Consider the following 18561-nt stretch of genomic DNA (forward strand, 5'->3'; position numbering starts at 1 on the left):
AATCAGAGAGTTACTGCCGACAGCTTCAGTCCCAGCGATGCAGCTTTTGCAGCATCTGTGGTAAACGTCGCAGCATTGCTCGGCAAGGGTGTGGGCCCATGAGTATGCGCAGCAAGCTCGTTGTTCATGTCTTGGACAAGATCGATCAGATCGCAAACAACCTGAAAGATGTTCACTCCTTCAGACCCAACCCAGCTTTTCGGAGCCTGCAGACGCTGGCTCTTATTGGTGATGCTCTCACGGAACCCTTGGATTCGCTCGTGCATGTCGCCACCCACCGTGGCGTTGTGCTTCTGGCCAACAACCAGGTTCAGGTCACGGCCCGTCGCCTGATGCAGGTCGTCCACTGCCGCCAGGCTCGCGGATCCACCTGACAACAGCTTGAGCGCGCCGAGAGCCTCGATCTTCTTCACTCCACCCACAGACTCGGTCGAATGGTCATCCACCGTCCTGGTGTGGCTCTGGAAGTGCTCAGCGTTGGTCATCGCGTCGACCTCGCGCTCAATCGCCTGGTCTTGAATCTTGCCGTCAGTCTTGCGCAGCCAATTGCCGTCCGCGTCGACGCGTTGTTGCACCGCATCGCTGTGCTGCCACACCTGGTCGCCCTTGGGCACCTTCGGCAGCGTCAGACCGTGCGGCAGGATGGTCTGGATGTAGGGCTTGTTCGGCAGGCCATAGGCGAAGCACACCACGACCTGGGTGCCCTCCTCCGGAAAGGCAAAGAACCCCATTTCGTCACCACCCACCGGCATGGGCAGCGGCACGCCGGCCAGCACCGGCAATGCCGGATCGATCTCACCGTCTGGCCCCATCACCTGCAGGTCGACCGAGAAGCGCGGCCGGAAGTCATCGCACACACCGGCACTGGCCGGCGCATCCGCCACAGCCATGACCTTGGCAAAGCGCGGCAGGTGGTAACCGCCGGAAATCTCCGGAAACTGGCGCTCTACACTGCGTTTTATTGCGTCGTCCATTTGATGGCCATCTGTGTGCCGGACAGCGTCACGTTCGTGATCCGCTCGCCCTGATTGATCGATGCGCCGGGTCGCAAGCCTGGTAAGGCTGCGATCATCGCGCTCTGGTTGCCCTGGTAGCCGTTAAACAGGTTGACCGGCAGCTGCAGCGGCGGTCGAGCGCCAAAGAAGCTGTCGGCCCAGGCACCGACGAAGACTTCGCCGTCCCCCTGCTGCTGCCAGACGAAATCGTTGATACCGAACACCCGCGCGATGCTGTCCATCGCTTGATAGCCGGCCGCTAGATTGTAGAAAAACGGCGTCCGGACACGTGTGTAAGCCTTATCCGGAACACGGAAGCGCAGGCCTGTCCTGGTGCTGATGTCGGCCAGGACGGCGCGCAGATCCACATGGCGCAGGTTCATCGGCAGCGGCTGGGCCAGCACCGCGGCTACTTCACGGCACAGCACGACCTGCTCGACGCCGTTGGTGGCCGTGCAGCGCTCCACGTAGCCAATGAAGTGACGCTGCAGGGCCGATTCGTTGTAGCCGATATCAAGCGTCACCAGCCCTTTGACGGTGGCACCGGCCTTGATCGTGAACGTGGCACGGCCTGGACTTTTGAGGTCCAGCCGGACGTCGTCCGTGACCAGGGGCACGGCCACACCGCCGATCGACAGCACCTTATGCAGCTTCATGCTCATGGCGTGCCGCCCAGGTAGTTGTCGACCTTCTTCAGGACCGCCTCAAAGCCGGTCAGCTCTTCGGGAGACGTGCCGGATCCGCCAGATCCTGCCACACCGTCACCAGGCGCTGATTGAGCCGACACGGCGTTGCCGGCGCGTCGGTTCTCGACCTTTTCCGGGTTCGACAGCTTCTCACTCAGGGTGAACTGGACGATCCACTGCGCCAGGGTGTCGTCTTCACGGGCACTGACGCCGTCCGAGAACGTGACCTGGCGGATCCCGAAGGCTTTGGCCGTGTCGTTCACGATCCGATAGGTGCGCAGCTGGCCACCGCCTTCGGTCGATTCAGCCAGGCGCATGATCGTGCGCAGGTTATCTAGATTCTTGTAAGGGATCGTCAACGCGACGGTCAGCGTCTTAGGCTTGAAGCCCTTGTGGGACTTGTCTGTGCCCGAGGTCTGTCCGCCGAGGTCGTCGGCCTCGATCTTGAGGTTGGCCGTCAGCTTCATGCGGTGACCGATGATCTGTTCGCCATTGAGCAGCAGCGTCATAGGCCCACCAGCTCACGAACGAAGCTCAGGCCCTCTGCAGAGCCCACCAGAAGCGCGCCGGCGCACAGCGGCCATTCGTGACCCGGAGATTCGCCCTCAAGCAGTTCGCGGCGCAACTGGCCCGCGTCACCAGGTCCGAGCGTGCGCGACTGAATCGAGACGTCATCGGCGCTGTTGCTGAACTGGGCTTTCAGGTCGGCCAGTTGCTGGTTGCGCTCTTCGGCCTGCGCCTTCTTACGCGCCTGCAGATCTGCCAGGTCTGCCATGGGCGAACTGTCAGCCGCATAGCCTTCAAGCACAGCCAGCTGACCGGCCATCGACTGGCTGGCCAGCTTCGTGATTGGACAGCGCTGAAGCGGCAACTGGCCCCACAGCGGCGTCTGTCCGGCGATGGGCATTTCCCACTTTTCCAGCTCCAGGCGCGCCAGGTGTTCGGCCCGCCGTTCAGCGCGCACCAGGTCAGGCATGGGCAGCACGACGTTGAAACGGCCCAGCGTGGCAGCGAGCTGATCCAGGCGCGTCGCCAGGAAGATCAGCACCAGAGCGCTCTGCTGGCCCTGCGGCCGGACCGCGTCCGTCGTGTCGGTCAACTTGTCGGCCAACAGCTGCAGCAGGTTCGGCGCAGACAGAAAGCGCTGGTGGCCACCGCTGCCCTGGCCGATGCCATGCTGGAACGGCGTCACGACGATGCAGGATGGTATGTTTTCGAACTGGCTGGCCAGCGCGCTGCGCCCAGCGCTGATCACTGACTGAGCCGCATCGGCGATCAGGCCAGGACTGGTCGTGGCAATGTCGGCCAGCATCGAGACGCGCTGGCCGGTATTCACCATTTCCGTCTCGATCAGGTCTCGAGCCGTCGTCATTTGGTCCATCCACTGCGTGGCCTGCTCAGGCCAGCGCAGTTTGATCGGTGCCCACTCATTGGCCATTGTTCAGCACCGTCTGAATCCAGGCCGGGACGTCCGGCCGGCTCGCCTCGTTCGGATAGCCCGCTACCTGCGGCCACTCGCGTACCGCCTGACGCCAGGTCAGCAGCTCGCTGAACTGTTCGGCGGTGATCGGCAACGCAGCGCCCAGATCCCGCGCATCGCGGTATTCGGACACCAGCGTTTCCGAGGTCTTGAGGCTGGCCTCAATCCGCAGCCTGGCCAACAACGCAGGATCGGACTGGACAACGATATCCTCAGCGTAATCCGATGAGGATCCGCCTTGCTCCAGGTAATCACGCACGGCCTGGTATAGCGGCGGGTTGTAGTCCTCGGTCACATGACAACGGTTGCCAGCAACGGTTATCACGAAAGAACCGTCGGTTTTTAGCGCAACATCAGAGAAGGTCATGCCTATGGCCGCTGGTTCCTCTGGAGCTGCGAACACTGGCGGCAGAAATTCTTCAATTACTGTGTCTGTCATGCTGCATACCTCCAGGCGAAACCGTAAATGGTGCTGCCGCCGCTGAATGAAATGACCGTTCCACCCGCCGCCTGGCCGCTGCGGCCAATGACGCCGGCGCCGCCGGAGTAGTAGTGCATCAATGAGTAGCACCAGGTGCCGCCTGCAGGCAGCCGCACTTCGGTAGCGGTGACGGAAACAGCCAGAAAGTTGTTGTTGTCTGGGCGGTAGAAGTTCTGTTCGCCCCACAGCAGCCCGAGATCAGTGGCATCCACCTGTGCACGGACACCTGCGCCGTTGGTGGCCCATCCCAGACGCAATTGGTTGCCGGCCTGGTTTACGCCGCCACCCTGCTGCACGGGCGTGTAGCCGATATGCTTCTGCAGGTAGTGAACGGCACCCGTTGCGGCGCGGCGGAAATAGGGCAACTCCGGGTTGTCACCGGCAAAACCTGCAGTCGTGATCGAGTCAGCCGCGACCCTTGCAGACACCATCGAATTGACCTGGGTGACGGTGTAGCAGTCGGTGATCCCATATCCGGCAATGGAATTGGATTTATTGGCCTTTTGACCGGGATCGAACGACTGCTCGGTCCAGATCCGGCCCATGTCAGTGGCATCCACCGTCAGTTTCAGACCGACGTCCGACCAGCCGATAAACAGCTTGTTGGTCCGCTGGCCAGCACCGCCGCCCTGCTGCAGTGGCGTGTATCCGATCTGCGGTTGGAGGTAGTAAACACCGCCGTTCGACGCACGACGCATATAAGGAAACTGGGGGTTGTCACTGGCAAAACCGATGTATGTGATCGAGTCCGACAGGGCATATCTGCCCAGCAGCTCGTTCACCTGTGGAACGGTATAAGCGTCGGCGATCCCGTAACCGTTGAGGGTGCTGGCTTTATTAGCCTTATCGTTGGGGTTGAACGTCGCCTCGGTCCAGATCCGCCCCAAGTCCTGACCATCGACGCTCACTTTAAGCAACGAGCCGGTCCAGCCGATGTTGATCTGATTGCTCTTCTGGTCAGGCCCACCGCCCTGCTTCACAAAACTGCCATTCGCATCCACCTTGCTGTAAGCATCGGTGATGCCGTAGCCGGCCAGCGTCGTTGGATTGCCGCCGCTGGTGACCAGCCCTTTTGCGTTGACGGCTACCTTTGTGTATGTCCCCGCCACAACGCCGCTATCAGCCAGCGTCAGGGCGATGTCGGTATCACCTGCGCCGTCATAGGTTCCGACGCCGGTTGCCGCTCCGTTGAACCGAATAGCTCGGGCCGTGGCCAGGCGAGCAGCCCTGCCTACGGTGGTGGTGCCATCAACGATCGCAGCAATGGCCTGGAAGATGGCCGTGCGCACGGCATTGACCATCCTAGTGCTGGCCAGCACAGCGCTGCTGCTGTTGGCAGGATCATCGCTGATCGCGTTCGGCACATTGCTCAGCCCGACGTCCTCCTTGGTCGTCGCTCGGGCGCGGAGCTTCGGATAATCCCCGACGCGCGCCGCGAAATGCTTCACCAGCTCGCTGTCGATCGCCTCGATCGGGCGCAGGTCGACCAGAGTGCTGGTACCGGTCATGTCGGCCAGCGGGACCAGGTAATGCCTGGCCGAGGCGCTGTCGACGTAGTCGACTTTCGCGTCCTGGCCGAACACGACCTTGAAGGATGCGACGACATCGTTCAGCTCACGCTGCAGCACCACGTCCAGCCAGGCCTTGTTCGGCAACGACGGCACGGTGATCGGCAGTGTCTCGTTCAGCTGCAGGCGCACGCCTTCGACATACGCGGTACCAGGACTGACCTGGTACGTGCTGCCCACGCGCTGCAGCTGCAGGCCGCTGCCGAAGAAGCAGGCACGGCCGAACATGTCACGGTTGCTCAGCCGCTCACGCTCGTCGATACCCTTCATCCGGGCGGTGTAGTCGAACTGCCAGGTGCTCGCATCGATCTTGATATTGGTCAGTTGCTGGGCACCGTCAAACACCACCAGGAAGTTACGGGTGACGTTGTTGCCGACCTGGTCGGGCAGGATGTTCTTGCGCTTCTGCTGGACAGGCACGTAAGCGACCGACAGCAGCACGTCGTCGCTGGTCTCAAGCCCGATCCAGTTCCAGTCGAAGTCACCGATGTCGGTGCCCATCAACAGGCTGTAGACCACCTGGTTCGGGTTGACGAAACCTTGCTGGGTAACGCTTGCCGTGTGGACGATTTGCGCCGCTGGGGGCTTGAGGCCTGCGCGGTTGACGGGGCCGGTGACGTTGAGGCCTGGCACGTTGGCCAGGACGAACCGGGCGACGGTCAGAGGCAGGTTTGCCGCTTGCTTCTGGGCAATCAGCTTTTCGCCGGCGAGTGTGATGCTTGCAGCCATGAGGGCTCCTAAAGGCTGGCGACCAGCGTTTGCTGATCGTCATTGAAATCGACCAGGGCGACAGCAAGCCGCACGGGTGTGATGGTCACGAAGTCGTACCGCCTGCAGGTGCGTCCGTACTGACGGATCAGCACGCGCAACAGGTCCGGGTTCTCGGACAGTTGGGAATCGCTCAGGGTGAGCAGCACGACGTCCCAGTCGCGCTCGGGCATGCGTTCCTGGATCTCGACGTAACCGACGCCCAGGCGCTCCAGGATCCGTTTCAAACCGGCAGTGCTGCCGGCGTCCACGGAGTTGATAAAGGCGTACTTGACCCGCAGCCGGAACAGGCTTTCCGGCTCGGCCGTAAACCGGGTGACGTCACGCTGCCAGGCCCACAGTTCCAGGATGGACAGGTGACAGGTATCCGCGTCGAACTGCAGATAGGGCCAGCGCAGCCACTCGGTGACCTGCTCCCACCAGATCTGCGCAGTGGTGACCAGCTTGGTCAGCTCCACGCCTTCGAGCCAGAACGGCAGCTTGAGCTTGATCATTGCAGGACCACCGCCAGGCTCTGGATCCGGGGAATGGTCAGCGCTGACACGATGTCGGCATTGGCGAAACGCAGCGAGCTGATGTTGGGAAACTGGACGTGCAGCTCTTCAGTCAGCCGGCTGAAGCTGAAGCGGGACTGGGGAAAGGTGCGCGTCGGGGCGTAATCGCTCTGCGTGCTTTCGCGAAAAGCGGCCCGAATGAACAGCCCGACTTCGGTCTGCAGCGTCTGCAGCTGCAGCGCCGTGAGGTTGGCCACCGGCCAGACGTTGACGCTGATCGCGTGCAGGGTTTCAGGCATGGCCATGGCCAGCAGATCATCACCGTGGCCATGGTTGCCGCCGTCGCGGATATGGGTGTTGATCTGCTCAAGGAAGGTGTCAGCCGGAACGCCGGCGTCGAACAGCACGAACGCATTGGCGCTGCCTGGGCCACGTGGTGCGCCGTGTTCGAAGTACACGCCATCCGCCGCCACGCCCGGAAAACCGGTGATGATCGCCCGATACACCGCGTCGGTGTGCCACTGGTTGACCGCCGAGAACTGGTTGCGGACCCGCAGACGCAACTGGTCGTCGTGCTCGGCGTCCGCGCCTGGCGTCTGCAGCCACTCTGCAGCGTTCACCACCTGGACGACGCCTGGCACCGATTGAGGCAAGACGGCGTAATAACCAGGTGCCAGGTTGTAGCCGCTGCCGGCACCCACGGCCCTGACCGGCACGACCAACTGGCTCTGTCCTTCTTCAAAGCTGCACGGCTCGGTGGTGACCAACTGATAGATATGGCCGTTGAGCGTCGGAGACTGGACCAGGGTGCCGATCGGCACTTCCAGTTCCCCACCGGTATTGGCGCGGGTGAACAGCAGTTCACCGGTGGCCACCGTCGCGGCCTTGCGCTCGACGTTGACCGCCCAGGCCAACATGTCCAGCCACTGGTTACCGGCCGTCTTCACGAAGAAGTTCGGCAGGACCGTGCCGCTGACAAACTCCAGCAGCCACAGCACCGGCTTGGTCACCAGGGCGGTGATAATCCGCCAGAACGGGCTGTATGCGCTGGTGTTGGTCAGCGTGCTGCCCTGCTCGACGGCGAGCTTTTCCCAGGCCTGTTTGAGCTGGGCCTCAGTGGTCGGGATGCCGGAATCACCCAAGGCCTTTTTGAAGTCCACGGTCATAGAAAGATCTCCACCTGACCGAACTTCACGGTCGTGGCGGTCACCAGATACACGCCCGGCTGCGTCTGCTCGATCTGCGCTGTGCCTGGCACCAGGCGTTCGTCGTCCTCCACCAGCAGCTCCATCTGCTGGATGCAGTCGCGCTGACGCAGCCGGTCGCGCTCGGCCACCAACGTGACCAGCAGGCCGCTTTCGCGGATCAGGTGCGCGATGTCCTGGGCGATCGAGGCGCGGTCATCCACCAGCAGCGGCTGACGGGCCGGATCGAGCACCAGGTCGTTGTTCATGATCAACAGATCTACGTATTCGCTCATCAGCCGCCCACCGCCATGGCCATCATGTTTTCCATTTCCAGTGGGGTCATGGGTTTGGACGTGTGGATCTCGACCTTTTCCACGCGGATGCCTTGGCGCTCATGCGGGTTCAGGGCGTTGCTCTGGTTCTGGAACGTTTGCATCAGTCCTCCTTTCGGGACGGCTGTGGGTTTGGTGGGACTGATCGAGGTATTGGCCGAAACCGCCTTGCGGGCTTCAATGCCTTTCTCCGCCTGGGCAGGCAGTTGAATGACCTTCTCGACACGCGCCGGCAACCCGGTGGTGGCCGGCGTCGGGAGCGCCAGACCGGCCGGTGCCGGCGGCAGCTTGATCGGCTCGCCCTGCTGGATCTGCGGGACCGGCATCTGCAGCGGCTTGAACGGCAGCACGTTGGGTTGCGGCACGCTGATGGGCGGTGCTGGCAAGACCTGGACCTTCGGCGCCGGGATCTGCGCCGGCGCCGCTCGGGTGACTGCTGCCGGCACCAGGGCCAGCGGCTTGGGCGGCTGGCTGGCCGGTACCGGCGCGGCCGAGGCCATCTTGGATCCAGGCGCTGTGCCCGCTGGGGGTGTAGCCACTGCAGCCGGCAATTGCGGACCCGGTGTCACGACGGGGCCAGGCACTTCCGGCACCTTGGGCGGCTCCGGCAGATCTGCAAACGTCGTCTCGATGTTGACGCCGGGGATCTTGTTGGCCATCTGGATAAGGCCGTTGATTGCGCCCTTCACCGTGGCCAGGATGCTGTCCCAGGCCGTCTTGGCGATGCCGGACCAGCCGCCCATCGAGCCGAACCAGTTGGACAGACTGGCCAACTGGTCGCTGATCCACTGGAACGCGGTGGTGTTCATGAGCGCCGCGCACAGCTCGTCCCAATACACGACCGCTGCTACGACGGCGGCGACCAGCAGGACGATGCCCGCAACAATCAACAGCACCGGGTTGGCCCACATGGCGGCGTTGACCAGCCAGATCGCGCCCTGCCACAGCAGCATGCCGGCCCGCACCAGACCCATCCAGGTGTACAGGACCACCAGGCCTGCCGCGAAAGCTGCGACCAGCACGGTGTGGAACAGAAACATGGCAATGGACTTGAAGCCCTGCCAGTTGAGCAGCTTCCAGACCGTGAGCATGCCCAGCCAGACCATTTTGCTGACACCGACCACCAGGGTGAGCATGGACATCGCGGCGATGAAGCCAAAGACCACCAGCGTCGTGATACCGATGATTCGCGTGATGTTCGGGAACAGCTGCGTCCAACGGGTCAGCGTCTGGGCGATGCCAACCAGGCGATCCATCAGCGGGGTCAGGGTCGGGATCAATGACTGCCCGAACGCGATGCGCAGCGCTTCGACGGCTTTGCCGAACTGCTGCCATGGATCGACCATGGCCTTGGCCATCTTCTCGGCGTTCTCAAGACCCCGGACCTTGCCCAGCTCGCTGATGCCGCTGCGCAGCCGGTCGGTGTCCTTGGCCAGCGCGCCGATCACCTGGGCACCTTCACCGCCGAATGCTTCCATCAGCTTGGTGCCGGCAGACGCGCTGGTCAGGTCGCCATACTTGGCGGTCAGCTTGTCCAGGATCTCGATCATCGGCAGCGCTTTGCCGGTGGAATCAGTGAATTTGAGGCCGGTTTTCTCGGCCGCTGCGCCCATGTTTTCAAAGAACGCCTTGTAGCGTCCGCCGGCATCGCCGCCTTCCATGGTGCTGGACAGCGAACCGATCACGGCCATCTGCTCGGCCACGCTGACGCCGGCCTGCGTGGCGATCGCACCGACCTCTTTGAACGCGTCCTTGAGCTGCGCACCGTCCGTGCGGAACAGCTTCACGGCCAGCGCGGTCTGCCCAGTCAGCTGTTCGACCCATTCGACCTTGCCCATCTTGTCGGCTTCGGTCTTGAACAGGTTGTACATGGTGCCCAGGTACGCGCCGGTGGTTTCAGCGTCAGCCTTGGTGACCTTGGCCAGCAGGTTGCTGGAACTGGTGATGGCGGCCAACTGGCCGCCGACCAGGCCCTTGATCGCGCCATCGATGACGCGGGACGAGGCCACGAACTCGGCGGCGCTGGCAGCGTAGGTGATCGAGAATTCCAGAGCTTTACTGTTCAGGGACACCAGTGCGTCCTCGGCAGTGCCCAGGGCGCGCATGTCACCCAGCGCCCGGTTCACTTCCAGCGCCGGTTCCAGGGATTCAGTGATGGCTGTGCCCGCACCCACCATGCCAGCCAGGCCGGCGCCCATCTGAATGATGTTCTGCTGACTCTGGGCGGCAAGGTCGCTGAAACTGGTTTTCACCTTGCCCAGGGGCGCACTGACCTTGTCGGTCAGGTTCAGGATGAAAGCCAGGCGGGCGGAACGGTCAGCCATCAGGGTTATCCGTTAAAGGCAGTGGAGATGCCGTTGGCCACGGCGATCTCCATGCGTCTCCAGTATTCGTCTTCAAGCCACTTGGCGGTGCCCATGACCTCAATCGTGGGTTCTGCGCCAGGCAGCCAGCGGTGGGTCAGGGCCAGCAGTTGGCCCAGCCCGTCTTGGGTCAAGCCTTCGGCGTGCTCAAGGACTTTTTTACGATCACTTCCACGTCCGGCGAATACTCTTCAAGCAGCGCGCCGGCCAGGGTCATGGTGGTGATCGGGTTTTCCAGCAGCGCTTTGAGCGCGGCCTTGTCCTCGTCCTTGACGGTGCCCATCAGCAGGTTGTGAGCCGGGGCGACCTTGTTGGCCTGGGTGGTGGCGTTGAAGTACTTGGTGATGACCTGGGGGCTCAGGTTGAACGTGAATTCCTTGTCGCCACGTTCCAGGGTGATGCTGCGGTTTACTTCGCTCATGTCTGTGTATCCGTAAGGTTGAGTTGCAAAAGGTCAGGGTTGTGCCGGCGTGCGTTGCACGACCTGGCGGATGTAGTCCTGCAGGGCGAGGATCATTTGCCGGCTGCGGGCAAGCTCGTCTCGTAAGGTGAAATAAGCCGATCGAGCGTCGGCTGTGAGTTCGGCGGTTCCTGCATCAGCCAGGCTGGCGGTGCCGGCGGCACCGGATCCGGCTGGACAAGTGGCGTGGACACGCAGCCGCTCAATGCCAGCAGCGACAGCGCGCTGCAGATCGCTGTTCTTGGTAAGCGCACGGTTCAATTCCTTCGTGTGTTGGGTGTCGAGCTGGTCACGCGCTGCGAGCATCTCGCCGCTGATGCGTGCGGCTTCGCGTAAGCCATCGCGCTCGCTTACGGCGCTGTCGCGCTCCTGGACAACGGTTTCGTACCGACCAAGCGCCCAATCGACGGCAAGCCAAATGACGAGGCCGACGAACAGGGTGCGAAATAGCAGCTGCAGCGGGCTGATGGTCATTTCAGGCAAAGCCTCATTTCAGCCAGCCGGCGGTTGTGCAAGCCACGCACGAAGGTCTTGCGGCCATCGCCACCGGTCACATAGGCCCACACCGGTGTTGTGCCGTCTGCGGACCAGGCCAGCGCCTTGCAGCCCTCGGCAATGCGGCCCGCGTTGATCAGGCCCACGGCCCGGCTCGCGCACGTCGTCGGCACGCCGAAGTTGTGGCCATGGCTGCTCAGGGCATCGAACGTGTTCTGTCCGATCGCCTGGTTGGTCAGGCAATCGGCCAGGCTCAGTTGCCCCTTGGCGATGACCAGGCTTTCCACCTCGGCGCAGCGCGCGTCGGACCAGAAGTCACCGACCCGCACCGGATCCGGGCTGGTGTACCGGGTGATGCCCTTGCAGACGGTGGGCAACCCGCCGGCCAGCTTGTCGGCGTACACCACGTTCTGGCCGTTGCCTTCCCACTCGCCCAGGAACGCGGTCAACGTGCCGCTGCAGACCAGCAGGACGCCGGTAAGGATCTTGACGCGCAGGCTCATGGCTTGATCCTCCAGTCACGCAACATCTGGCGGTATTTGGGAATCAGCAGCAGGATCTGCAGCACCATGTAAATGGCGGTCAGCATGTAGGCCACCGACGACCAGTCGACGGTCCCTGTCGCGCCCGTGGCGGCCACGCCGATGGCCGGCGATGCCTTCACCAGGGCGATGGCGGTGTCCTGCGCGACCTGATTCGTACTCATCGGCGCTGTCCTTTTTCGGTCAGGGATTGGCAAGGCACGCAACGGGTCATGCCGCCCAGCGCCTGGCGCGCCGATGGGATCTCCTTGTCGCAGTCCTGGCAGTGGGTGAGGCTTGGCCCGCTCGCTCGCGGCTTGGCCAACTGGGCAGCAATAGCCTGGTCGCGTTGCCGCTGCTCCAGGGCCTGGGCGCGATCGAACGGGCAGACCATTACGTCAGGCCCTCGATTTCAGCAGCAGCCAGGTATGGCACGCCGTTGATCTTGATGAAGTCCGGACTGGTGACATCGAACGGCACCTTGTGGGTGTTCTTCGCGCCGCCCTTCGGATCGATGCTCAGCAGGCTGGAAACGCGGACCTTGCAACCGAACGCCTCGATGCGCAGTTCCTCTTCGCCGGCCTTGGCAAAGAACACGATGTCGAACGGCTCCAGCTCGCGGAAGCTGCCGGACGCTTTCGCCTGCTCGATCAGCAGATTGAAGTTGGTGGTGTCCAGCTCCAGTTCGCCAGCTGCAGCCACATCGCCGTCGACGTGGCCGTTGGGCACGCCCTTGGTTTGGGCCACGGTGCTGTTGTCCGTGATGTCCAGGGTGCCGGCCTCGACGTGAACGAGCAGATCGCCCAGGTTCACGTCGAAGTTCTTACCGCCAATTTTTGCGGCCATGGGTTACTCCGAATCCGTAACGGAAAGGTCCAGCGCGATGTTCGCGGTCAGGTCTTTCGGGCAGTTGAGGGGGCGCAGCTTGAGGTAGGCCACGACAGAGGTTTTGCTCGTCCAGGTCAGCACGATGTCGCCGTCCTTGGGCTGCTCGATCTCGCCTGGAAACACCTGGCCGGCGAACTTCGTGGACTTGGCCATCGCACGCAGCGGGGCCATCAGCTTGGACGTGGTGGTCGCCATGCTGTTGGCCGAGCTGTTCAGGGTCCGATCACCCACATAGCGGATCAGCAGGATCCGGACACGGCGCGCAGCCTTGTCCACGACGCGCAGGTTTTCGATCACCTGGAAGTCACTGCCTGGGGTGTCCAGCAGGTTGCCGTCGCCCCAGTAGGTGCCGGGATAGTCCGGGTAGGTCTGCGGTACTGACAGACGCGCTGCGTCCAGTTGCGTCAGCACAGCGGTGGTCAGCGGAATACCGTCCAGATCCTTGGGCTCAGCGCCCAGCCCCACGACCGCGCCGGTGGCCACACGCATGGGGGTGTCCGCAACGCTGACGGCGGCGTTGGCCAGGCGGCCGGCGAGCACGCCGAGGTTGTTGCCGTGCAGTTGCGGTACCGGCAGCACGCGAGGCGCGGCCAGACCGTCGACAACGGCTTTCTGCTCGACGACGTATGCGCTCCAGGTCTGCTGCGGAGCGATGCCGGCTGTGGCGGCCATCACGAAGATGCGTCGACCCAGCTTGTTGCTCAGATCGGTGGCGGCGACGTGCATCGCCGACAGCTCGGCCTGGGTGGTCGACGGCTTGACGATCACGACCGCTTCGAACGAATAGGTGCGGGTCGCGCTTTCCAGTGCCTGTTGCCAGGTGACGTCGTCTGCGATCGGAGCGGCCACGCAGGCCCAGCGATCACCGCCATTGCTGCGCGCTGCCAGGATCTGGGTTTTCAGGTCGCTGTCCGGAACGCCCAGCTGGACGTCCAGATCGCTCTGGGTGTCCAGCGGGACCAGCTTGCCGACGTTTTTGGCAGCGGGACCGATGAACAGGAAATAGCGTTCGATCTCGGTCACGGCACCTTGGCCGAGGTTGAGATTGTTAACGCTGACTTTGCCGAGTGCCATAAAGCGGTGCCTCGTTAGCGGGGTGAAGTTAGGATTTGTTGCAGCACCAGGTTCACCAGCTGGCTGGTTTCGCTGTCGCTGGCACCGAGGAACTGACGCGCAGGCAGCTTGATGTCCCAGCTTTGCGCACCCGTGGATTCGGCTCGTTCGTCGTCCAGGACGCGGATCAGCAATCCCGCCCTGGCGTAGTTCAGGTGTTGCTGGATCCACGCCACGGATGGGCGGGTCAGGGTCTTTTTGCCTTCCTGGCGGGTCTTGAAACCCAGACGGCGCAGGCGCTTGGCCTGCTTTTCGGTAGCGGCGGTGCCCTCGGGCACCTTGTTCCACTGGCGCATCTGCGCGGCAGTACGTCGCTCCGACACCCCGTTGTGTTGCTGGGAAGCAACCCAACGGGTCAGGGTATTGCGCCAGCCCAGTTCGGCCTCGTTGCCGGTCAGCCGGGTGACATCGAGCAGCTTGCCCAGCCCCGCTTCCATCTTCTTTTTGCCCTTGGACGTGTCCTTGCGGGCTTCGAACGGGGTGCCGTCCAGGTTCTGCTGGTTGCGGATCCGCTGTCGGCTCATGCTGCGCACGCGCTTGGCCACGTTGTTCAGCAGCCGCTTGCGCTTGGGCGTTGGCAGTTCCAACAGGGACAGCAGATCCTGCGCATCTAGCATGCCGCGAATGTCCAGATCGAACGTGCTACGCGCCATGGCTGGTCACCTCGCCCGACTCGGCCACCCACAGTTCGAAGGGCACAAACGACCAGGTCTTGCCGTAGGCCTCGATTTCGCCGTTCAGATCTTCGGCCAGGTACTGGGCCTCGGTGAACTGCAGCTTGATGTCGACGTCAGCCAGGTCGTTGTCGAGCATGGTCACGTCGAACACCACATTGGGCAGGCCGTCGCGGTCCTGATCGTGGGTTTCCAACCAGCTGCCCACCAAGGCGAACAGGCGCGCCGGGTGATCCGCGAACCGCTCGATCGTGATGGTCGCGCCATAGTTCATGTCACCCATGTGCATACCGTCGGTGTCGGGCTTCCAGATCAGCTCGACCTGCACCTGGTCGGTCCAGCTGTCGAGCTGCTCCGGGGCGACCAGCTGGCGATCGAGCAGGTAGGCGGTCAACGCCTTGAGCTTGATCACAGCAGTGCCACCGTGATGCGGCCACGGCCCTGCAGCGACCGAACGGCAGCCTGGCTGAAGGCGAGGAACGTTTCCGAACGCTCGGGCAGCTCTTTGCCAATGTTTTCGGCACTTTCGCGGCGATTGACGGTGGCGAACTGGGTCAGCAGGCTGGCTTTGGCCCGGCTGTAAACGGCACGCTTGTACGTGGCCGCCTGAAAGGTGCGCTCTGGCAGGACGGTGGTGTCTGCGGACTCAACGTTGGACACGCCAGCGCCCTGCCATCGCGCTTTAAGCTTGGCGAGGTCGGTATTGACCTCGACCATGGCCATGGTCAGATCAGCAGTCAGCATCTCGACCAGGTATTCCGCCGGCAGGCGGTAACCCTTTTGAAACTCGGCTATGGACAAGTCGGGCCAAAAGCCGTCGTTCTGGATCCGTTCGTCCACCAGCACCGTGGGTTTTCCGGAAAAGCTCATACACTTTTCCTGTCACTAATGGAGGAACACGGGAAATGGACGATGTTGATAGAAAAATCATTTGCTTGAAGGAACGACTTAGAACCCGCGAGATGGCTATGAAGCGAAAACAGACCCTGACGGAAAGGAAGCTCAGACAGGCCCACTCGCTGGCCCTGATGTGTCTGGAAACCCAGGATCTTCCGCCTGAAGCAGTTGCAGAGGCGCTGAAGATTTCTGACCGGTACGTGGAGACGTTGAGAGGTTGTATCCAGATTCTTGGTGGCAGTAATCTGGAGACCACCGTGACCTTTCCCGAGGGGAAGGTGGCGATGGACAAGCTCTCGCAGTAACCCGTTAAACATCAGAAACCTCTCAAAAGCCCCGCCGAAGCGGGGCTTCTTGTATTAGGGGCGGGAAAACTGTTTCAGTGGGTCAGGGCCATAAATGGTTGGCTCACATCCACAGTTTCTCGCCGGGGGGGTAGTCGGTTATTCGGTGCCGTTGCCGGCGTTCTCTTTGGCCTGGACCTTGGCCAGTGCCCTGCGGCAGTCATTCAGGCGCGTCCCTACGCCGATGCTTTCGTAAAGCGCTTCTGCCCGTTCGAAGTGAGCAATCGCGACCGGCCAGTCCTGGCGGTTCAGTGCGATTAATCCCAGCAACTTGTGGTAGCGAGCCGGAATGCGTTCGAAGAGCTGCCATTCCCCATCCACGCGGGGCAACAGGTTGGAAACGTAGGGCTCCGGGCTGCGCCTGGCCTTGAATTCAGCCTCGGCCCAGTCGATCACCTCGTCAGCAACGAACGTCGGAATGTCGCGGTTGAAGCGCTCAGGCAGCGCCTGGCCCTGGGACATGGCGAAGTCAGCCAGCTCCAGGCCCTGGGTGAACTGCTCGGTGTCGAACAGCCAGATCAGGACATACGCCAGCACCGAGTTCTGGAAATTCAATTCCGAATCGCGGTACCGCTGTACGTATTCCAGGTACTTGGGCAGCAGCTCTTCGCGCTTGAGTGTCTGCCGTTGTTCGCGGCTGTTGATTGCGCTGATGCGCTCCAGATCGCCCGCCAGGGCGTCCTCCATCAACTTCAGGTGCTTGCGGGCATTGGCGGGGCTGGACAGCGCGGTGTCAGCCGAGTAAGCCATGGGGGCACCGGCGCTCACGGCCGCAGGGCCATCGGCGATCACGCGGCGCTTGTGCGCCAGTGCCAGGCTCACGCTTTCACCAGTTCGACGTTTTCAGCCATGGCGAATTTTTCCAGCTGCTCGATCACATAGCCTTCGTTGCGGCTGTTGTAATCCTCGACGCGAGAGCGCTTCGGGTTATCAACGGTCTGCTTGCGCCAGCTGGAGTCCTGGAAGTAGATCGACAGGTTGTCGAAGCTGGTGACCACCACGGCGTTGACCGGGAAGAATGGCACGCTGAAGCTTGGCAGACCGCCATAGGTCGCGATGACCTGAGCGTCTTCGATGCGTTCTTTCTCGGTCGGTACGTCGCCTTGCTTGGCGTACAGCTTGGCCTTGTCAGCGGCCAGCAGGTCGCTACCGATGAGTGCGATCAGGTCGCCGCCATCACGGACACGTTCATCGACCATCTGCTTGGTGTCATGCACCAGGGCGTCGAGGTTGGCATAGTCGCCACCTTCACCCAGCGTGATCTTGCCAGCTGCCAGGCCCTGACTCAGGACCTGCTCCGGGATCTGCTCACGAGCGATCTGCAGCCAGCCCTTGTTCACGTCCTGCAGCATCGGGAATTCGATGAGGTTGGTCTGCGGAGCCGCCTTGATACCGTGGAAGCCGATCATCAAACGGTCCAGGGCGATCTGCTTTTGCACAGCGGCGGAATAGCGCTGCTGGAAGTCCGGGAACTTGGCCCAGGCGTCGATCTTCGCGTAAGGCAGGCTGACGTCAGACTCGGTGGAATACAGCTCATACTGGCTGTCATCCAGCGCCGAGGCGTCCTTGGCTTCGCGATCGGTGGTCTTGGTGTTGGTGCGACCGGTCACAGGACCTGACACGCCGAGGAACACTTTCTGACCCTTGATCTCGGTCACGCCGATGACGTTGATGCGCTGCAGGAAATCGGACTTGTGGGTGATCGCCTCGTTGAGTTCCTGGGCAATCGAAGGCTCGACGCTGAACGTCTTGCTGGCCAGCTCGACTCCGTAGGACTCAGCCAGGGAAACCTGCAGGGCCGCGAACATCTTCGCGCCGTAAGCGCTCAGTGACTGGGCCATGTCAGAGTACCCGCTTCGGTTTCGGGTCATTCGCACCGGTGGTGCGCGACAGATGGCGACCTTCTGGCTTGTCCACCAGTGCGGAGAATCGCGCCTCAAGTTTGGCGAGGCCGGCGATAACGGCAGCGTTGCTGGAGGCCTTGCGGCTCAACTGCTTCTCTTCTTCGGCGGTGGCCACGATGCCGTCGACGGCTGCCTGCACGTCATCGATCGGAGCCTGGTCAGGGGCTGGTGGGGCTTCTGCGAAGCTGTCGATCAGCGCCTGAATGCCGGCGGCAATGATCAGTTGCTGTTCGATCAAGGCCTGCAGCGCTTTGGCTGTAGCTTCATCCATTGGGGGTTTGCTCTCGATAGGGGTTTGCGGGGTGGGTTCTTCTGGCACCTCTTCAATGCCAAAGCGCTTGAACAGGCCGGTGAACAGGTTGAACAGCTTGGCCACCTCGCCCTGCGGTTCCTCTTCACCGATCGTTCCGAACGGGACAGCCGCCGCGTAGTGCACGGGCTTGCCTGTCTTGCGGGAGAAATAGAGTTCCTGGGTGCCCAGGCTCGCCGGCTCGTCAGTGACGGCCAGCCCGGTCAGGTAGGCCCTGCCGGTGCCCGCAAAGTCGGGCATGATCTCGATGCTGGTGAAGAGCTTTTCGCCCTGGTCGTTAAGCCACAGCAGCTTTTGGTTGGGCTTCAACTGCGCTTCCAGCGCGACCTGGCCGGGGGCCAGGCCCTCGACATCTTCGATCAGGCGCACGGCGAACACGGTGCCGTAGGAGCCTGGCCAGCGTTCATGTTCAGCCCAGATGGTGGCCGTGTAGGTGGCGGTGCTGTACGTCTCGGCGATGTCGCGCAGTTCCTGGGGCGTAATGACGCGACCATCGACGGTAGGACCGCTGGTGGCGACGCGTTTCCAGAAGCTGACAAGGGAACGGGGCATGGGAGGAACTGCGCTCATCGGTTGGTTGAGGCCCCAAGATAGGGAGCCG

At 62.4% G+C, this 18561-nt stretch carries 25 protein-coding genes; 1 reads left to right on the top strand and 24 read right to left on the bottom strand.

Translation table 11 applies throughout. The features are described from left to right. Positions 1–2: 2 nt before the first annotated feature. From QRN20_RS23310 to QRN20_RS23410, 21 genes are read right to left on the bottom strand one after another with little or no spacing between them, the layout of a single operon-like run. Positions 3–974 (bottom strand): phage baseplate assembly protein V, encoded by a 972-nt coding sequence (locus tag QRN20_RS23310; protein WP_285361317.1) that lies wholly within the window; start codon positions 972–974, stop codon positions 3–5. Then, on the bottom strand, positions 959–1657 hold the full coding sequence (locus QRN20_RS23315) for a hypothetical protein (RefSeq protein WP_285361318.1): 699 nt from the start codon (positions 1655–1657) through the stop codon (positions 959–961). Before QRN20_RS23315 ends, QRN20_RS23310 begins: the two co-directional genes overlap by 16 nt. Next, a complete protein-coding gene (locus tag QRN20_RS23320; RefSeq protein WP_043305069.1) occupies positions 1654–2190 on the bottom strand; it encodes a baseplate complex protein in 537 nt (178 codons plus the stop codon). The genes QRN20_RS23315 and QRN20_RS23320 overlap by 4 nt, the downstream gene beginning before the upstream one ends. Continuing rightward, complete coding sequence (locus tag QRN20_RS23325) at positions 2187–3119, bottom strand: hypothetical protein (RefSeq protein WP_285361319.1); 933 nt, start codon at positions 3117–3119, stop codon at positions 2187–2189. Before QRN20_RS23325 ends, QRN20_RS23320 begins: the two co-directional genes overlap by 4 nt. Continuing rightward, positions 3109–3600, bottom strand: a complete 492-nt coding sequence (locus QRN20_RS23330) for a hypothetical protein (RefSeq protein WP_285361320.1) — start codon at positions 3598–3600, stop codon at positions 3109–3111. The genes QRN20_RS23325 and QRN20_RS23330 overlap by 11 nt, the downstream gene beginning before the upstream one ends. After that, positions 3597–5939: a phage tail protein gene (locus QRN20_RS23335; RefSeq protein ID WP_285361322.1), complete on the bottom strand. Its 2343-nt coding sequence runs from the start codon at positions 5937–5939 to the stop codon at positions 3597–3599. The genes QRN20_RS23330 and QRN20_RS23335 overlap by 4 nt, the downstream gene beginning before the upstream one ends. A gap of 8 nt (positions 5940–5947) precedes the next feature. After that, positions 5948–6472 (bottom strand): phage tail protein, encoded by a 525-nt coding sequence (locus QRN20_RS23340; protein ID WP_029242418.1) that lies wholly within the window; start codon positions 6470–6472, stop codon positions 5948–5950. Further along, the gene (locus tag QRN20_RS23345; protein WP_285361323.1) at positions 6469–7638 is read right to left on the bottom strand and encodes a baseplate J/gp47 family protein; all 1170 of its coding nucleotides are present in this window, start codon (positions 7636–7638) and stop codon (positions 6469–6471) included. The genes QRN20_RS23340 and QRN20_RS23345 overlap by 4 nt, the downstream gene beginning before the upstream one ends. After that, positions 7635–7952, bottom strand: coding sequence for a DUF2590 family protein (locus QRN20_RS23350; RefSeq protein WP_285361324.1), 318 nt, complete (start codon positions 7950–7952; stop codon positions 7635–7637). Before QRN20_RS23350 ends, QRN20_RS23345 begins: the two co-directional genes overlap by 4 nt. Next, the gene (locus QRN20_RS23355; RefSeq protein WP_285361325.1) at positions 7952–10315 is read right to left on the bottom strand and encodes a phage tail tape measure protein; all 2364 of its coding nucleotides are present in this window, start codon (positions 10313–10315) and stop codon (positions 7952–7954) included. Before QRN20_RS23355 ends, QRN20_RS23350 begins: the two co-directional genes overlap by 1 nt. Before the next feature lie 5 nt (positions 10316–10320). Further along, positions 10321–10464: a DUF6890 family protein gene (locus tag QRN20_RS23360; RefSeq protein ID WP_413817181.1), complete on the bottom strand. Its 144-nt coding sequence runs from the start codon at positions 10462–10464 to the stop codon at positions 10321–10323. Between the two features lie 20 nt (positions 10465–10484). Continuing rightward, a complete protein-coding gene (locus QRN20_RS23365) occupies positions 10485–10775 on the bottom strand; it encodes a putative phage tail assembly chaperone (protein WP_025994403.1) in 291 nt (96 codons plus the stop codon). A gap of 33 nt (positions 10776–10808) precedes the next feature. After that, on the bottom strand, positions 10809–11288 hold the full coding sequence (locus tag QRN20_RS23370; protein ID WP_043305063.1) for a lysis system i-spanin subunit Rz: 480 nt from the start codon (positions 11286–11288) through the stop codon (positions 10809–10811). Next, the gene (locus tag QRN20_RS23375; protein ID WP_025994405.1) at positions 11285–11812 is read right to left on the bottom strand and encodes a lysozyme; all 528 of its coding nucleotides are present in this window, start codon (positions 11810–11812) and stop codon (positions 11285–11287) included. Before QRN20_RS23375 ends, QRN20_RS23370 begins: the two co-directional genes overlap by 4 nt. After that, on the bottom strand, positions 11809–12015 hold the full coding sequence (locus QRN20_RS23380; protein WP_025994406.1) for a hypothetical protein: 207 nt from the start codon (positions 12013–12015) through the stop codon (positions 11809–11811). Before QRN20_RS23380 ends, QRN20_RS23375 begins: the two co-directional genes overlap by 4 nt. Beyond that, positions 12012–12224: a TraR/DksA family transcriptional regulator gene (locus tag QRN20_RS23385; RefSeq protein ID WP_025994407.1), complete on the bottom strand. Its 213-nt coding sequence runs from the start codon at positions 12222–12224 to the stop codon at positions 12012–12014. Before QRN20_RS23385 ends, QRN20_RS23380 begins: the two co-directional genes overlap by 4 nt. Next, positions 12224–12676, bottom strand: a complete 453-nt coding sequence (locus tag QRN20_RS23390; protein ID WP_025994408.1) for a phage protein — start codon at positions 12674–12676, stop codon at positions 12224–12226. The genes QRN20_RS23385 and QRN20_RS23390 overlap by 1 nt, the downstream gene beginning before the upstream one ends. 3 nt (positions 12677–12679) lie before the next feature. Beyond that, the gene (locus tag QRN20_RS23395) at positions 12680–13792 is read right to left on the bottom strand and encodes a DUF2586 domain-containing protein (RefSeq protein WP_025994409.1); all 1113 of its coding nucleotides are present in this window, start codon (positions 13790–13792) and stop codon (positions 12680–12682) included. Positions 13793–13806: 14 nt separating this feature from the next. Continuing rightward, complete coding sequence (locus QRN20_RS23400) at positions 13807–14484, bottom strand: phage virion morphogenesis family protein (RefSeq protein WP_122521610.1); 678 nt, start codon at positions 14482–14484, stop codon at positions 13807–13809. Continuing rightward, a complete protein-coding gene (locus tag QRN20_RS23405; RefSeq protein ID WP_122521608.1) occupies positions 14474–14917 on the bottom strand; it encodes a phage tail protein in 444 nt (147 codons plus the stop codon). The genes QRN20_RS23400 and QRN20_RS23405 overlap by 11 nt, the downstream gene beginning before the upstream one ends. Next, positions 14914–15375 carry a head completion/stabilization protein gene (locus QRN20_RS23410; protein WP_122521606.1) on the bottom strand — a complete coding sequence of 154 codons (462 nt, stop codon included), beginning with the start codon at positions 15373–15375 and terminating at the stop codon, positions 14914–14916. Before QRN20_RS23410 ends, QRN20_RS23405 begins: the two co-directional genes overlap by 4 nt. A gap of 35 nt (positions 15376–15410) precedes the next feature. Between QRN20_RS23410 and QRN20_RS23415 the strand changes: the two genes are divergently transcribed. Then, a complete protein-coding gene (locus QRN20_RS23415) occupies positions 15411–15707 on the top strand; it encodes a hypothetical protein (protein WP_122521604.1) in 297 nt (98 codons plus the stop codon). Positions 15708–15845: 138 nt separating this feature from the next. Here QRN20_RS23415 and gpM read toward each other — a convergent pair whose 3' ends face one another. Genes gpM through QRN20_RS23430 form a run of 3 tightly spaced genes read right to left on the bottom strand, consistent with a single transcriptional unit; the run spans position 15846 to position 18512 of the window. Then, positions 15846–16568 (bottom strand): phage terminase small subunit, encoded by a 723-nt coding sequence (gpM, locus tag QRN20_RS23420; protein ID WP_122233129.1) that lies wholly within the window; start codon positions 16566–16568, stop codon positions 15846–15848. After that, positions 16565–17587 carry a phage major capsid protein, P2 family gene (locus QRN20_RS23425; protein WP_122521602.1) on the bottom strand — a complete coding sequence of 341 codons (1023 nt, stop codon included), beginning with the start codon at positions 17585–17587 and terminating at the stop codon, positions 16565–16567. Before QRN20_RS23425 ends, gpM begins: the two co-directional genes overlap by 4 nt. Position 17588: 1 nt before the next feature. Then, entirely contained in the window at positions 17589–18512 is a 924-nt protein-coding gene (locus QRN20_RS23430; protein ID WP_058431338.1) for a GPO family capsid scaffolding protein, read from the bottom strand. Positions 18513–18561: the final 49 nt, after the last annotated feature.

The sequence above is a fragment of the Pseudomonas sp. fls2-241-TYG-175 genome, assembly GCF_030209155.1.
Classification (GTDB): Bacteria; Pseudomonadota; Gammaproteobacteria; order Pseudomonadales; family Pseudomonadaceae; genus Aquipseudomonas; species Aquipseudomonas viridiflava.